The 15,511-nt window shown below is 59.1% G+C and carries 14 protein-coding genes and 1 pseudogene; 5 read left to right on the top strand and 10 right to left on the bottom strand.

Features of this window, described 5'->3' with window-relative positions:
* Positions 1-6 precede the first annotated feature (6 nt).
* The 5 genes from NKI31_RS10655 to NKI31_RS10635 all read right to left on the bottom strand — a co-directional run bounded on the left by NKI31_RS10655 (position 7) and on the right by NKI31_RS10635 (position 4,466).
* Positions 7-1,281, bottom strand: coding sequence for a tetratricopeptide repeat protein (locus tag NKI31_RS10655; RefSeq protein WP_352651467.1), 1,275 nt, complete (start codon positions 1,279-1,281; stop codon positions 7-9).
* Positions 1,282-1,763: 482 nt separating this feature from the next.
* Positions 1,764-2,951 carry a magnesium transporter gene (locus NKI31_RS10650; RefSeq protein ID WP_352651466.1) on the bottom strand — a complete coding sequence of 396 codons (1,188 nt, stop codon included), beginning with the start codon at positions 2,949-2,951 and terminating at the stop codon, positions 1,764-1,766.
* 202 nt (positions 2,952-3,153) lie between these two features.
* Positions 3,154-3,309 (bottom strand): hypothetical protein, encoded by a 156-nt coding sequence (locus tag NKI31_RS10645; RefSeq protein WP_023817778.1) that lies wholly within the window; start codon positions 3,307-3,309, stop codon positions 3,154-3,156.
* A 144-nt stretch (positions 3,310-3,453) separates the two neighbouring features.
* Positions 3,454-4,170, bottom strand: coding sequence for a pentapeptide repeat-containing protein (locus NKI31_RS10640; protein ID WP_023817776.1), 717 nt, complete (start codon positions 4,168-4,170; stop codon positions 3,454-3,456).
* Entirely contained in the window at positions 4,167-4,466 is a 300-nt protein-coding gene (locus NKI31_RS10635) for a hypothetical protein (RefSeq protein ID WP_155924152.1), read from the bottom strand. The genes NKI31_RS10640 and NKI31_RS10635 overlap by 4 nt, the downstream gene beginning before the upstream one ends.
* 1,063 nt (positions 4,467-5,529) lie before the next feature.
* Between NKI31_RS10635 and NKI31_RS31845 the strand changes: the two are divergent.
* From NKI31_RS31845 to NKI31_RS10620, 3 genes and pseudogenes are all read left to right on the top strand, one after another.
* Positions 5,530-5,704: pseudogene (locus NKI31_RS31845) on the top strand (sunset domain-containing protein); the annotation flags it as partial.
* Positions 5,705-6,094: 390 nt separating this feature from the next.
* A complete protein-coding gene (locus tag NKI31_RS10625) occupies positions 6,095-6,391 on the top strand; it encodes a hypothetical protein (protein WP_352651465.1) in 297 nt (98 codons plus the stop codon).
* 275 nt (positions 6,392-6,666) lie between these two features.
* Positions 6,667-6,900, top strand: a complete 234-nt coding sequence (locus tag NKI31_RS10620) for a hypothetical protein (RefSeq protein WP_352463795.1) — start codon at positions 6,667-6,669, stop codon at positions 6,898-6,900.
* Between the two features lie 67 nt (positions 6,901-6,967).
* On the opposite strand, the gene NKI31_RS10615 is transcribed toward NKI31_RS10620, so the two are convergent.
* Both NKI31_RS10615 and NKI31_RS10610 read right to left on the bottom strand, forming a co-directional pair.
* A complete protein-coding gene (locus NKI31_RS10615; protein ID WP_023670916.1) occupies positions 6,968-7,213 on the bottom strand; it encodes a hypothetical protein in 246 nt (81 codons plus the stop codon).
* 319 nt (positions 7,214-7,532) lie between these two features.
* Complete coding sequence (locus NKI31_RS10610) at positions 7,533-7,955, bottom strand: hypothetical protein (protein ID WP_352651464.1); 423 nt, start codon at positions 7,953-7,955, stop codon at positions 7,533-7,535.
* A 53-nt stretch (positions 7,956-8,008) separates the two neighbouring features.
* Between NKI31_RS10610 and NKI31_RS10605 the strand changes: the two genes are divergently transcribed.
* Positions 8,009-8,521 carry a response regulator gene (locus tag NKI31_RS10605; RefSeq protein ID WP_023753040.1) on the top strand — a complete coding sequence of 171 codons (513 nt, stop codon included), beginning with the start codon at positions 8,009-8,011 and terminating at the stop codon, positions 8,519-8,521.
* A 1,129-nt stretch (positions 8,522-9,650) separates the two neighbouring features.
* On the opposite strand, the gene NKI31_RS10600 is transcribed toward NKI31_RS10605, so the two are convergent.
* The gene (locus tag NKI31_RS10600) at positions 9,651-10,121 is read right to left on the bottom strand and encodes a pyridoxal phosphate-dependent aminotransferase (protein WP_081726094.1); all 471 of its coding nucleotides are present in this window, start codon (positions 10,119-10,121) and stop codon (positions 9,651-9,653) included.
* A gap of 481 nt (positions 10,122-10,602) precedes the next feature.
* Here NKI31_RS10600 and NKI31_RS10595 point away from each other — a divergent pair, with 481 nt between their 5' ends.
* Positions 10,603-12,033, top strand: coding sequence for a coiled-coil domain-containing protein (locus tag NKI31_RS10595; protein WP_352651463.1), 1,431 nt, complete (start codon positions 10,603-10,605; stop codon positions 12,031-12,033).
* A gap of 289 nt (positions 12,034-12,322) precedes the next feature.
* Here the strand turns inward: NKI31_RS10595 and NKI31_RS10590 are convergent, their stop codons facing one another.
* Positions 12,323-13,660: an HlyD family type I secretion periplasmic adaptor subunit gene (locus tag NKI31_RS10590; protein WP_352651532.1), complete on the bottom strand. Its 1,338-nt coding sequence runs from the start codon at positions 13,658-13,660 to the stop codon at positions 12,323-12,325.
* A 26-nt stretch (positions 13,661-13,686) separates the two neighbouring features.
* Positions 13,687-15,399, bottom strand: coding sequence for a type I secretion system permease/ATPase (locus tag NKI31_RS10585; RefSeq protein WP_352651462.1), 1,713 nt, complete (start codon positions 15,397-15,399; stop codon positions 13,687-13,689).
* Positions 15,400-15,511: the final 112 nt, after the last annotated feature.

The raw sequence follows: 15,511 nt of genomic DNA, 5'->3' as shown, positions 1-15,511 counted from the left end.
CCTCTTTCAATTGAGCGTCAACGTATAGCTCATGAGCATTTCGAACGATTTTCGGTCGCGGTTGGCGAGGGCGAAGTTGGTTTTGCGATAGGCGAAATCGACGCTGATCTTCTGCGCTTCCGTCAGCTGAAAATCGCTTTCCGAGGCAATGCGCCAGAAGTCGCTCTTGATATTTGTGCCGATGCCGACGGACAGATCGGGAGTGTCGCTGTGGCCGGCCGATAAGGCGATCTGGTGCGACCATGCGAAAAAATCCGGTACGTTCATCAACAGGCCACCATAGCGGACCTCGCCCGTATAGCTGCGGCTGATTTCGCCCGATCCGGAAGCGAAGTCATTCGAGCCGACAAAGCGCAAGCCGAGCGCCTGGCCATTGCGGAAGCGGTAGCTGCCGCCTGCCTCATAGAAGACCCTGCTATCCGCGAAAATGCCTTGCGAGGCGCTTAGATCGATGTAGCCGCCACCGGCGAAGAGCGTCGTCTCGACCGTCGGGCGAACGACGAAACGTCCACTGAGGCCGATACCGGTTTCGTAAATGTCGCTGTCGAAACGATCCGTAACGGTGAACGCGGAAAGCAGCAGGCGCAGCGAATCGATCCCGCTGTTGGGCAGTCCCTTGTCCCAGGTAATCGCTGCGTTGCCGTGGATAAAAGTCTTCTCGCCACCCGGAACCGACAGGTCTTCCGTGAAAAGACGCTCAGTCGCGGTCAACGACCCCGAAAGAACGAGCGCGTCGGCACTTGGCGTGCCGAGGTCCCACCGCACGAAACCTTCCGCCTGCCCGTAAGGCGAGACGAAGCTGTCGTCGTCCTGCGCCCCGCCTGGCTCAAAATCGGTGAATGCGCTGAATACGCCGCCGGTCAGGGCGAGTTCCCAGGTGACGCCACGCAACGCGCGCTCGATGCGGGCGAGCAGGCGAACAGCTTCCTGTTGCTCACTTGCGGTCAGACCTCCGACTTCGATGCCGTACTGCAGCTGCCGCCGGGCCAATTCATAGGACCCGACATGATAATATAACCGGCTGGCCGCAAGCCGGGCGCGCGCATCGCGCGGGTATTGGATCAGATACTGCTCGATCGAGGAGATCGCCTGATCGTATTGCCCAGCGTTGACCGCAACCGTGACGAATTGGGCGAGCGTTCCATTGTCGGCCGGACTGGCAATGCGGGCCGCAAACGCATCGTCATAGGCCCCAAAAGGACCTTGTGCGCCGGCCGGCAACACGCCGGCACAAAGCAGCGCTGCGGCGACGCCGAAGATCGTTCGAAACGAAGATTGCATGCCGAGAACCCACCCCAAACCCGACTAATGCGAGGGATTTAGCACGACTGCAAGAAAAAGGCGACTGAACGGTCGCCGGACTTATGCGAGTCCTCAGCAGCTGTTGCAGCTGCGCAACAAGATATCGGGTTTATTCCTATTTCGGATGCGCTGATTGTCAAAAACTCTTCTCGACATTGCTGCACGTGATTGAAGTATTTGGCCCAAGGCTTAACAAACTCAAATCTCATCAGTAGTGGATCGCACAGCCGACAAGATTAATATTGGGTGGGCGATTCTGCGTGTCTGGTCACCAGGCTTCAAGGTGACCCACGGCTTCTCCAAAGGCCTTCCGTCGCGTTTCGCAAGAGGCCGGAGAGCTGCCGGAAGGTGCTTCTCACGAGGCGTGTGCGATTCGGCCCGGGTCTTGCAATTTCTTTGAACGCGAGGTCAGCTCATTGCCCGAACTCCCAGGGACGCGTCACCGCACGCAGCTTGCTAGTCTAGAGCACGAGCATGGTTGCCAGCCCCAGCATCAGGCCCATGCCTACAATATCGGTCACGGTGGTGAGGAAGATCGCCGAGGCGACCGCCGGATCGGCGCCTACCCGGCGCAGGCCCAACGGAATCAGCACGCCGGAGATGCCGGACATGAGGCACGATCCGGACATGGCAAGCAGGATCACAAGTGCAAGCATCGGCGCCTGCGCCGCCGACGCCGGTTGCCTCGAGGCATAGAACCACATCGCCGCAGCCGCAACAACGCCGACGAGCGCGCCGTTGGCGGCCGCGAGCGCGCCTTCTCTCATCACCAAGTGCAGCTTCGGTCGTTTGTCCACATCCCCCAGGGCAAGGCCACGCAGCGTCATAGCCAGTGCCTGGCAGCCGGTGTTTCCGCTCTGCCCGGCCAAGACTGGGAGAAACGCCGCCAGGGCGACGATCTTCTCGATCGTGCCTGTGAACGAACTGACCACGAATGCGGCCATGAAGGCCGTCAGGAGATTCAACTGCAGCCACGGATGACGCTTCAGGAAGGCTGAAAACAGCGGCGTAAAAGAGCGCTCCTCCTTCTGGAGGCCTACCATCTGTCCAGACTGGGCGGAAATCTCGATGATTTGCTGCTCGAACAAGCGCCAGCCGCGAACCTGCCCGAGCAGCCGGTTCTCCGCATCCACCACCGGATAGACAGGATAGTGACGCCGTACCGCCGCCTTGCATGCGTTACTCAAAGAGAGACCGACATCAAGAGCGAACGGCCTGGGCAGCATGATGTGATCGACAACCGCGTCCGGTTCGCTCAGCATCAGATCGCGCAGGACCGCCAGGCCAACCAGTTTATTACCCTCGTCCGTGACGTAGAGATAAGTGAGCTCGGTCGGCACTTGGGCGCCTCTGACGGCTTCCACCGCGGCAGCAACCGTCGTCCCGACAGGAACGCTGGCGGGGATCGGGTCCATCACCTCGACGAGCGACTCGGGGATCGCGAAACCCATGTCACCATCATGAGAGCTGATGGGCCGCATATGCACTGGCAAATGCTCGGCCACCTTACGGGCGTGCCCGTCAGGCAACAGCTTTAGTGTGTCGCGGATGAACTCGGGAGACTCTCTAGCGAGCAATTCAGCTGCGTCATCAGGTGCTCGAGCACGCAGCGTGCGCACCAACTTCTGAACGCCGGTCTCTTCGTTCATATGATATGGCCCCCCAATTGAAAGTGAAAAAGTTGTGAAGTATCGGATCGCACCGGGGCGGAAATACGACAGCTTCTTCCGGCCCCAGCAGTCCGCCTTGTGGTTCTCGCAAGCGCCGCCTGCACGCTCCTACCTTGAGAAGGCAAAGCAGACGTCTACATTTTGGGCGTGCCCTCGTCAGGTCAGCATGCGAGTGTCCGCGCTATTTCCCTCGCTTTTCAACCTTTAGATCTGGGAGGTCGGGTCGCTTGGATACCACACCGGCCTCCTTCAAGGCGGTGTATCCAACCTTTTTGAGGAGCTTCTCTGTTTTGGCGCGCTCCTTGTCCAGAGCGGTATCACCTTTGACCTTGGGCATCCGTCCTCCATTTGGTCGTTGTCGTTCGCCGGTAAATGAGATTGCCGGAAATGTCCCGCAGTGTCGTGCTTTGACCCGCGGCCGAGGACTGAATTGAGGCGCTTTGCCGCCCGGCAGCCTTTGGGCGGGAAACGGACGGGCGGGCTATTCCTGCTGGAATTGACAGGGCCAATCTTCTGGCCTCGTCATGCCAGAAGGCAACTCGGTCCGGGCGTCCCCGCAAGCCATGTTGAGCTGCCACTGGGACAGACCCGCCGAATTGGATAGATCGAGGCCCTCGATACGGGTCAGAAAGAAAAAAGCGCCGTCAAAGTCTATCGGTGCGGTGAACTTCGCTCCTCGGAAGTCCGCCCGCGCGAGATTGGCAAACGAAAAGTGGCTGCCGCTGATATCGGCGTCATGGAACTGCGCACGCCCCAATTCCGCCTTTGTGAAGTCAACATTGACCAGATTGGCGTCCTGGAAATTCGAGCGCTGCACTTCCGCGCCCGCAAACACGGCGCCCTGCGCGTCCATATGGCTGAAGTCGGTCCTGTAAGCCTCGATTTTGTCGAACCGGGCGCCTTTGGCGGTCGAGCCGGCCAGGGAAGCGCGCACAAGCGTTGCCTTCTCAAAATTTGCCGCAAGGAGATTGCTGTTCCTGAGGTCGGTCGAAGTGAAATCAACACCGAACAGGTTTGCCCCGCTCAGGTCCTGTCCTTCCAGGATGAGAAGCTTTTTGTCACACTCCTGCCAATTGACGCCAGGCGTCGCGGCTGCGTAGCAATCTTGAGCGGCGGTGGCGTTTTGCCAAGCAAATACAGTGCAAACCGCCAGAACCAAGCCGGATCCGCCGTAAGCTCTGGTTCGTCTCAAAGTCATTGTTGCTGCCCCTCTGCTACTCGCCGACAATCAACCTTACCACATCTGCTGACACTCGAGCCACGGTCACGACCGCCGTCACAGTTGCGCATCAACGATCCGCCGATAGCCAGCAGCAGCTTGCGGAACTCATCGAGAGGTGGGGAAAGGCTTTGACGGTAGAGTGCTTTTTCGCGGATGCGCATGAGCGCCTCAAGTGCACGAACGAGGAGCGTGAGCAGCGCCTGGAGGAGCGTCTGACGCTCGCGAAGGAAATGACGGGGAGCGTAGATCCGTTGGATTTCATAGTTCGCCAAGCCGTTTCTCTCGTATTCTCTCGTATGGTCTGGCGAACCAAAGGACCAAGAAGACAACTAGTTTCATGCGAGCTGTATTTGACCATGGTAATATGAGCGCTGCCGCATTTGGCCGGAAGCTGACTGGCCGCTTCTGGCGCAAAAACGATAACGGACGTTTAACCTGGTCTGGTTCAAGCACCGTTGTCGGGTTCAAATCGCGTGACCACGCCAATGGTACTCCAGTATGGCGCTTCGGAACCTCCAGGTTGCGGGGCCTTGTGATCGCAAGTAAACAGTCGCGGAATTTGGTCACACGAAATGGCCAATCACCGGTTTCGAACGTCCGCAATTCGTGGCGTGAACGATATATTGCACACCTACGGGACCTTACTGACCGATGCCGGCCTGCTCGCCTGTAGGCTGGCGAGGAGCGGCCTGGGGAGTCTCTGGGCCGGCGTCGGTCACCGCTGGCTACGCTGTTGCCTGCGGAAGCTGACAGTCATTGTGATGAGGGCAATTTGCCCACCATCGTCGTCAAACTGCGCGGCGCCGTGAATGACCTACTGCATTCCGCGGAGGGAATTCACGTCGGCGCAGAACTCGGCGTAGGGCTTGCTCATTGCCGCGTCATTGCATTCGCGCAAGATCATTTCGCGCATGGCCTTAGGCTTGGCCATGAAGACCGCCTCCCGGCCTGGTCGGGCGGAGCCGGCGACTTTTTCTGTTCGCCGAAATCGTCAAACACGCCCCTGCTGGGGCGAAGCTTTCTAAAGCACGTCCGACCACATATTTTAGGAGGGTGCCACCAACGCTCTACCAATCACGGTTCGGAACACTGCCGAAATAACCGTTAGTCGGCGCTAATGTTCCGGTCTGGACTCGCTACCGCTTTGGAAGCATTCTGCACTCGGGGGAGAGGGCGTGGGCAAAGTCCAGCGTCATCAAGGTGCGGATCAGGCCGACCGCTGGCGCAAGAACGCAAAGGGGCGGTGGATGTGGCGACGGCAATATCTGCCGGCGCTGGTGATGGTTCCCTGACCGGCTCATCCCAGCTGGCTGGCTGAGTGGCACCCGCACGGCCGGCGCGGGGAGCTGCGATATCAAGGGCAACATTTCCACCAGTACCGATGAGCGATTTATCACGTTCCAGGGCAGGAGCATTACTGGAAGACGACAATCAGTTTCAGTACAGCGAGCGCTGGCTGTGCAGCGAGGCAGAGGCATGGGCCGCCGGCTGGCGCAAAGCAAGGCGGTAGCGCGGTAGCCACCACCATGTGCAGGCCCACCAGCCCGTCATCATGGTCCGAACCTGATCGCACCCGCACCTTGGTCTCAACGTCGTTGATTGGCACTGCCACGCGGCTTTCCTTCATTCGCATGGTTCGCAGACATTAGCATGATCGCATACTCTCATCATCCGGCGTCGTCTCCCTCACAAAGCAGCGCCGGTAAGGCTCGGCGCCCTTCTTGTTTGTCCCGTGTGCCAAAGGAGGTCGCCGGGCCTGCCGTTGCTCATCTTTGCGGGTTGCTCCTGATGGCTCCGCTTGGCGCCGTGGCCCTGCGTCTTCCTTCGGGTAAGGCCGGCGAGGCGCTTGTCAGACGGCCTGGCATGTAGGATTATGGTCCTCGTTGCGGCGACGCCCTCAATGGAGAGCGCCAATGGCCAGAACAAACCTTCCGAACAGCTTTCCCGGGCTGAAATCGAGCGCTTCCTGGCGGCAGCCGAAGCGCTGCACAAGAGCATCGCCGGGCCGCTCCTGGCGTACCACGGCGAGCACTACCAAGCTCTACGTAAGGTCCATGGACCCCTGTTGAAGTCGATTGAGACAGTCACCGGCCAGAAGGCGCAGTTCATCCGCTGGAACGGGACAGGACCGGCACAGCCCCGGAGAAGCCTCCGGGCTGGTTCTCCTCGCGCAACTCTCGCGCCGCATCACCTCTAAGAGCAGTTCGAAGACGCTTTCGATTTCGCCGTTGATTTGGTCGGCAGGGATGCCAGGCTTCTCGGCCGCTGTCGTCAATTGGTCTGCTAAGTCGCTGGCGGCGATCGGATCGCCCCGCGTCACAATCGCGTCGCGGAGGGGTTTTATTAGCTCCCCCTCATCTTGACGCCGGCGCCGGCTGCTCCAAGGTCTTGGGCATCGCTCGGGGAAGTATCAAAGTTGGCGACGAGGTCGCAGTCACGGCGATTGTGCGCGGCCGGGTGACGCCCGATCGCATGAGCGTGACGATCCCCTCCTACGACTTCCCGCATTCTGTTGTCGATTCGACTTGGAAGACTGTGATTGGCCAGCATATGGAATTGATCGGCCCTGTCACACGCATCGACGGGGACAAGGTAACCGTCAGCCTCCGGCCATTGGTGACTGTCGAGGCCGAGCACGTGCGCCTTGTCGAAAGACATGTGGCGCTTCCACGCGGGCGAAAAAAGTCGCTGGTTGACAAAGTTTAACTTGCCTGCCCACCCAAGTAACGGCCAGTGAAACTTTCCCCATCACATCGGCTCTGGTCGCCTCCCGCTAGCTGCCGGCGCGTTGCGATATCGGCACAGTAGACGGGTTGGCATTTTCCGAACTTTCCGCCATGTCGTCGCGATGACGTTGGCGAAGGCGCTTCAGCAGATCGCGTGAGGCTTGAATCGCCCTGCGCGATTGATCCATGTTCTGGCGAAACGTGGCGCGTTCCTCCATGGACTTCTGCCACTTCAGCAAGGTGGCCGTAGTCGCAGTAGCGGCTTGAGCGATTTCTATGGGCGTTGCAACCATCGCATTCTCCCTAAAAAGGCAATGGTAAACGCAATCTTTATAGGCCCAACGAAACCCTTCTCCAATTAAAAACGACCATACGGCATACGGCAAAATGGCTATTCGTCGGGGCGCTCGACGGCAGCTTCGTCGACCTCGGCTTCCATGTCTCGTCGTTGACGGTCTTGGTCTTGCCAAAACCGTCCATCGCCACACCGTCAAAGCCCTGCAGCCACGCGTCGGCATGTTCCTGCCAGTAAGCTGGCACCTCACGCTCCTTGCCATCCTTGCGCGCTTGGGCGCCGTACATCCAGGCGTAGGTGGCGCGTCCTGATCTTTCTTAGGCATGGCCATTTGCATCATCCTCCCGGAATTCCAGCAGCCTTGCGTGCCGCAGCTTCTCTTCGCCTTTGAGGGTCTCGACCCAGCCAACCAGTCCGGGCTTCAGCCACTCGGCCTTTTCCTTTTTATGTCCCTTCGGGACCGGGCCGCCAACCTTGCCCTGGACACGATCCCAAAGCGCTTGCCGCTCAGCGGCATTGAAGTTGACGAGTGCGCCGCCTTTGTAGAGGCCCTTTTCAGCCATGATCACCTGGGTAGCTTTGCCGCGCTCGCGCTGTGCACCGATGATTTGCATTTCCTTTTCCTCAAAGCACTTGATCTTGCGCCAAGCGCTCGTTTGCCGCTGCGATATGGACTGCCCTTGAGCTTCGAGACCATGCCTTCTAGCCCGTCTCGTCGACCAGGTGGCAAACGGCGTCACCAGTGCGGCATCGCTCCGCTGAATTGAATGCGCCCGCCGGCAGGGATCATTTCGTGCAGGATCTCGCCGCGATCTTCGGTCGGCATCCCGCGCAGGTCATGATGCGTGGAACCCTGCCGGTTGCTGACCGTTCTCCGTCAATGGAAGCCCCGAACCAACAGAGCCAAACGATCCTCGTGGTTGACGGCGACGTCATCGCCCGATGCGTCATCGCGGACTATCTCCGCCACTGTGGCTACAGGGTGATTGAGGCCCATTTCGCACGTGAGGCGCAACAAGCGTTGAACTATGCGGAGTTCGGTGTGGACACCGTCTTGTGTGACGTTGACCTGCCGGGCAACATGAACGGGTTCCAACTGTCGAAGTGGGTTCGCGAGAACAAGCCCGAGGTCAAAATAGTGCTTTCTGCCGCAGTAGAACGAACTGCGATCGCGGCGGGCGACCTTTGTCAGGAAGGCCCGCACCTTGCGAAGCCGTATGAGCCGGCCAACGTAGTGGACCATATCAGGCGACTGCAGCGTGTTTGGAGCTTACGATCCAGGAACCCTGGTGCAAAGCGCAATTGATCTCTGTCCAGACGCCGAGAGGCTCGTCTGCATACCAATGGTGATTTAGCCCTGCGAACTGGACGCCGCTCAAAGGAAGAACGGCGTATAAGCCGCAGTCCTGCGTGCGGCCGCAACAGTGGACGGTTGTCCCGCGCAGGACGGAGGAAATTCGCCCTCCTGCCGCGGGCGGTGAACGGGATATCGTAGGAGCGTCAGCATAGCGCCGGCCACAGGCGGGACGCGGCACCGACTGTCCCCGTCCGGTAGTCCGCATGTTTTGGTCGAAGCCGACCGGCTGAGATCGTGCGCATTTTGGTTCTCGACGGTACGGCCGCTGATCGGCGATGATGCGAGGACCGAGTTGCCTGGAAGAAATCGATCTGGTCTTGCACCTTTTTTGCTTCCTCATTCGCGGGGCAGCTTGTGATTTTCCAGCCTGACAGACCCTCCCCTGTCTATAAGAAATTTCCCGACGCATGAGCGCACGTCCAACACAGTGCGGGCTCCAATGCTCACCGGCTGCGCGAGAATGGTAACCACCTACCTTGAGGGGAGCGCCACGTGCGTAGTCAACGATGCAGGCGCTGCCAACCTCGGCATCCCCGGGAATAGCAGGCTTATAAATGAATATATCGTTGATCAACGCTATCGGCGCAGCCGCCGGGAGATGGACAGACCGCGTTCCAGCTAGGGGTATCGATGTTCCAGGCTAAAGGCATTGGCATGCCCGAATTAGAAAAAAGACCTGAATCCCGTAAAGCAGCAACAAAATGCCGAAAGCTATCCAGAAGCCGGGTCGCGTAAGCAATGCCAGATCTTTTCTTAGCTGCTCCATTCACATCAACTAACATGGCCAAGCGTCGTTCCCGTCCGCTGGGGACAAATTTCAACTAAGCTGATCGTCGCATAATGGCCGCGCCACTGCGGATCGAGACACCTCAGCGCCCCGCATGAGCACGCGCAACTCGATCGGAGGCGCAAGGAGAAAGTTCGGAACGGTTCCAAGAACCCCAAGCAAATTGAGCGCCGCAGCGGACGATAAGGTTCACGCATATCCCCGGCGAACATCCGCACAGCATTGGTCAACATCAACGGCAGAAGGGCGTCCGAAAAGAAACGCATCTCTGCGTCACCGCCTCATCGAGAGTCACCGCTGCGGCATCCTGAATACGGTCGGCGATCCGAAGAGCATGCATTGCGCAAGATTTTCCAGATGAACTGATGCCGAGACCGGCCCAAGCGTCCACCCTAGCCTCCAGCCGGTCATTGCATGAGACTTCGACAGGCTGTTCACAATTATCGTCCGCTCTCTCATTCCGGGACTGAATGCTATTGAGAGGAACTCGCCGTCGAACACTGTGCTGCGGTAAACCTCATCGCTGATGATCCATAGATTGTGCCGCTCGGCAAATGTGGCAATGGTTTCCAGATCCTCCTTGCCGAACACATATCCGCCGGGATTGTTTGGGGAGTTCAGCAAGATCGCCCGCGTTCGATCTCCTACCGCTGAACGGAGAATATCCTCGGATGCCTTCCGCCGCGCATTTTGCAGCGATAGTTTGACGGGTCGGACCACTGCTCCATCGGCGCGTATTGCCGCTTCGTATGTAGATACCAAGGCTCAAGGCAAAGCACCTCGTCGCCAGCTCCGGCAACGGAAGCTTAGTGCGATTGAGCGGCCAGGCGGCCGGTCCCCAATTCGTTCGAATGATGCGCTTGCCTCGCCAATGTCGCATGGTGAGTCAGCCGGCAAACCAAAACACTCAACCGCCGGTTAGGCCCGGCCGCCTGATGCGCCCCACAAGAGGCTGTGCCGGGCCGTTCGTCGGGGCTTCTGCACCTGAGTTGTTAATGTGCCCAGGCAACACACCATTGACGCCAAGACGATGGCAAGAAGGGGAGCCGCGCAGTCCTCAAGAATAAGTCAGCAGGCACCTAGACCGATGTAGGGCCTTCCGATCGCAGCTCTCGGCTCCTCGCGGCGCCGGCGCCCTGGCATCGTTTGATTGAACGAAGACGCTGAGTTGAGCTCTCGATACAAAAGCATCTCAGTCCTCGTGCCTCAATGGTCCGGGCATGCGGCTGCAGGGGATGAAGTCATGAAGTTCAGGGATTTGATCAGACGCGCCGAGGACAATGTGGAGAGGTCGTTCGACGATCTCGAAGCTGACTTGGCTAACGCTGTCGACCAGTGCCTCGATTTGGAGGATGTCGCCGACGTGCCAAACATGGCAGGCGAAAACAACGAACAGGATGACAGCGTACCAAGCGAGGACGGTGCCGGCGACGACGATGATAGCTCGCCGATACCAGCGCATCGGATGACCTCACATACGCAGAGCCGAATTGCTGCCGTGAGCTCGTTTAACGGCTTGTTCCACGATGCCAAGCTCCATTTCGAGGAGATCAACGCAAAAATCTCCGAAATTACAAGCACATGTCAACTGACGTCCGAGTTTTTTCACATCCTTCACGCGGACATTCTCCGTGCCAACGAACTGGAGTTGGCGAATCAAAATCTGATCGCAGATCAAAGGAACTTGTCGGAAACACTCAATGACCTGAACAGACGGTACTGTGAGCGTCAAGGCACCGTCGAGACATTGCAGCAGCGCCAGGCAAGCCTTGTTCAGGAGTGTGAAGTGCTCCGTGGCGCGTTGGCCGCGGCAAGGCTGGAGCTGGTCGAAGCGGCGAACACCACCACAAAGAACGAAGCGGAATTTGGCGACCTCACGAACATGCTTGCCGCCGCAAATGTCGAGGCCGACAGGCGCTCCCGAGAGAACAAACAGCTGCGTGAAAAGAATGTGAGCCTGTCTATTGACCTGGAAAAGGCCATGAAGCGGGAGGAAGAGGCACGGCATAGGCTGGATGCCTTCTCCACGATCCATGCCAACGAAGCTGCGCGAAATTCCGAAATGCTGAGTGCGCTCGGCAAGAGCGAAAAAGAGGCAATCAAATTGCACACCTCACTCGAGGTTGCGCAGGCGAAGCTATGGGAGGTGACCGAAGCAGCCAGGATTATGCAGGCGGACATGGATGGCGAGCTTAAACGCTGCCAGGCTGAGAACCGAGGATTGCGCTCAGAAATTCAAAGTCTCCAATCGCGCTTCGAACTCGCCTCAAACGCAAACAACGAGGCCGCGGCCGAGATCGCCAGGCTCCAGCTACAATGGAGCGACGCCCTGGCCGAAAAACAGGTGACCGACGAAAGGTTGGCCGCACTCACCGAGGAGGCCGAAACCAACAAGGTGAACCTTTCCAAGATCGCCGCAGATTTTGCACAGCTGTCCATGCAGCAGGCGTCCGATCAGATTGAATTGGATGTCAGACGGCAGGAATGCGAGGACTTGCGGGTCGAAATTGCGTCAGTCAATGCTCGGGTCAGGGAATTGCTGCCCTACAAGAGGTCGCATGGAAGCGCGAACGCCTTGCCGCATACATCTGACGTGGCAAATGTAGCGGTGACTGCAGACCGAACGGTGCATGCCGCACGCCGTGGCCGCCGCAGGGCCCTCGCCGCGTCGTAGGAGCAAAGAACCTCTCCTCGTGAGGCAATTGCCCATGTCGATGATCGTGGAACGGTATGCGCTGTTTGTTGCGCAAAAGATGACAGGACACTAACGCTGTTGTCGGGCAGGACTTGGTGAGGCGGCCAGGAAAATCCTGTTGGGGCATCCTTGTAGCCGGGACAATGTCCCAGACGAGCCTCGCGCGTCGGCCGCAGGCGTCACCCCTGTCGGCATCACGTTGCCTACCCCAATATGTCAGCAAGCACGCCTGCCGTGTTCCCGCGGTCGACCGCTCACAGCCGCCATGTCATTCCCGGAAAGCCCTCGACATCTGGTCGGTAAGCGGCTTCAGCAGATAAGACCAGACGCTGTGTTCGTCCGTACTTATGTGAACCTCCGCTGGCATACCGGGTTTGAGCACTTTGGCATCGGTCAGACAGGTGGACTTGTCTTCGACATTGATGCGCGCCGAGAAATAAGAAAGCTGGCGCTGTTGATCTTTTATCAGGTCCGCCGAGATGCGCTTGACAGACCCTTGGCAGGCAGGCGTAGTGCCGGCGTCGAAAGCCGGAAACCGGATCGAGACCCGCTGACCTGGACGAACGTCATCTATGCGCGACGGCGCAATCAGCGCGTCGACGACAAGGTTGCCGGTGTCAGGGACAATCATCATGAGAACCTCGCCCGCGGCAATCACGCCGCCGATCGTGTGAATGGAAGATTCCTGTACGGTTCCCGATTGCGGCGCGCGGATGGTGGTTTTGGCCAGTTCGTCCTGTGCCACAACCTTGCGCTCGCTGAGTTCGGTTTGCTTGGCTTCCGTTTCACGAAGTTCGCTCGTTACGTCACTACGCCTTTGTTCATCGAGCTGAAGAATCTGCAATTCGGTCTCGCTGATCCGGGCCTGCGCCTCGGCAACTGCCGCCGCGAGGCGCCCTGATTCTCCGTGCGCCCGGGTGGCATCCAGTCTGATGTTGCTAAGTCGCTCTTTGGACACCAGTTTCTTTGTAAAAAGCGCCTGTACATCGACAAGATCGCCATCCAGCAGGACCACGGATTGTTCTTCCGCGGTCCGTTGCGCCTTGAGGCCCTCAACTTGGCGTTCGAGTTGCTTTGAGCGGCTTTGCAATTGTGCCTTCTGCCCGTTGAGGGCCGTAGCGCGGCTGTCGAACAGCGTGCGCTCGCCGTTCACCAGCGCAGCCAGCTCCGGCTCGCCCATTCGCGCTTGAAGGCTGAACGGAAGCTGCATCTCCGACAGGCCTTGCCGCTCTGCCTCCAGCCGCACAAGCCGAACCGTTGCCCGATCAAGATCCTTGCTAATTATCTGCAGATTGGCTCGTGTCAGTGTGTCGTCCAACCGTGCCATCACATCGCCGGCCCGTACATGATCCCCGTCTTGCGCGAAGATGCCACCTATCGTGCCGCCCGTCAGATGCTGCACCTTCTTTATGTTGCTCTCGACCACCACGGTCGCCGGCGCAATTACCGCGCCAGCAATCTTGGTCAGACCGAGCCAGAGCCCGCCGCCGGCAAGCAACATAACCGTGACCGCCGCACCCAGGATCAGGTTGGCCCCGATTCCATCGCGCGTGCCCGAAATCGCGTTGCGCCGGCTCCCATTGCCGATCGGGGCCGATGGAGCCATCGTCGCCTCAGACAAAAAAATATTCCTCATGCGTGACCGCTCACCCCTTTGTGCATCGCGACGGCCGCTGCCGGGCGTTCAACCGGCGCAGCAAAGGGGCGGATGACGTTGGCCAGGACCTCCTCGCGTGAGCCGAAGGCGTGAAGCATCCCATTGGACATTACGAGTACCCTGTCGATGTTGGTAAGGGCAGAAGGACGGTGCGCAACTACGATGACGATGCCTCCACGTCTGCGCACTGCCAGGATCGCGCCGGCCAAGGCGGTATCGCCATCGACGTCCAGATTTGAATTCGGCTCGTCCAGAACGACAAGAAACGGATCGCCGTAAAGTGCCCTTGCAAGCCCTACGAGTTGCCGCTGTCCAGCCGACAAGGCTGTTCCTCCCTCGCCCATGCGTGTTTGAAAACCGTTCGGCAATCGCATTATCATTTTGTCGACGCCCGCTGCCTTGGCAGCTGCCAGCACGCCCTTGGCGTCGCCCTTCCCGCCAAATCGCGAAATGTTATCGGCAACCGTTCCATCAAACAGTTCGACGTCCTGGGGCAGGTAGCCAATATGTGCGCCAAGACGTTCTTGGTCCCATTGGTCAAGCGAGGCGTCGTCCAGCCTCACCGTGCCGCGAAGTGGCTGCCAGACGCCCACCAGCGCGCGCACAAGCGTGCTTTTGCCAGAGCCGCTCGGGCCGACAACGGCCATTCCCGTCCCTGCAGCCAGGCGGAAGTTGACATTGGCTACCGTCGGTTTTTGCTGGCCCGGTGGCGCTATGGTCAGGTCCTCGACCGCAAGCTCCGCTTGGGGGCGCGGAAGTTCCATATGTTCGTCCCGGTCAGGAAAAGCGGCCAGCGCCGTTGCCAGTTGCGAATAGCTTTGCCGGAACGCGGCGAAGCCTCGCCAGTTCGCGATAGCGGCGTCAACAGGAGCCAATGAGCGACCCAGCAAGATGGAGGATGCGATGATCACACCTGGCGAGGCTTCGCCTCCTATCACCAGGTAGGCACCCAGTCCAAGAACGCAGGACTGCAAGGCCAAACGCAGTGCCCTAGAGAGTGCCCCGGTGGCGCCGACGACGTCGGAAAGCCTCTCTTGGTGCCGCAGATATGCGTTATTGATCTCGCCCCAGCGGTGGGCAAGCCGTGCGGAAAGGCCCATCGCGCGTACGACTTCCGCGTTGCGGCGTCCGGATTCGGCGAGATTGCGTTGCGACACCAGCGTCTCGGACGCGCGTGTCACCGATGTGCGGCCAAGAACTTCCGCCATGACCGTGAGCAGCACGACAATGATCGCACCGCTTGTGGACAACAGACCGAGCGCAGGATGCAGGAAATAGATGATCAGCAGGTAAAATGGAATCCACGGAGCGTCGAATATAACAGTCGGCCCCATTCCGGAAAGGAAGCCGCGTAACTGATCGAGATCACGGAGGGGCTGTATCCGGTTCGCATCCTGCCCGCCGATGAGCGGCAAGGACAGCGAGAGGCCGAACACCCTCTGCTTCAAATTCCTATGGACACGATTGCCCACTCGAACCAGCAGGCGCAGCCGCACGAAATCCAGCAGCCCGTAGACAGCGTAAAGACCCAGCATTCCGATGGTGAACCCGACAAGCGTCGGAACGCTCTGCGAAGGTAAAACGCGATCGTAAATTTGCAGCATATAGACCGAGCCGGTCAGGGCGAGAAGGTTTATGACTGCCGAGAAGATGCCGACGCCTACCAGGCCAGGCACGGTCCCAAGCATTGCGCCTCGCAGATCCGACGAACTCCTTCCACCAGGGTTCATAGGCTTCGACCTCCCGTGAGAGATCGTTGCGCAAGCTCACTGGCCCCACTGGGCACCGACAATCTCTTGC

Source organism: Mesorhizobium sp. M0659, assembly GCF_040320605.1.
In the GTDB taxonomy this organism is placed as follows: domain Bacteria; phylum Pseudomonadota; class Alphaproteobacteria; order Rhizobiales; family Rhizobiaceae; genus Mesorhizobium.
This window is presented reverse-complemented; position numbering and strand designations above follow the sequence as displayed.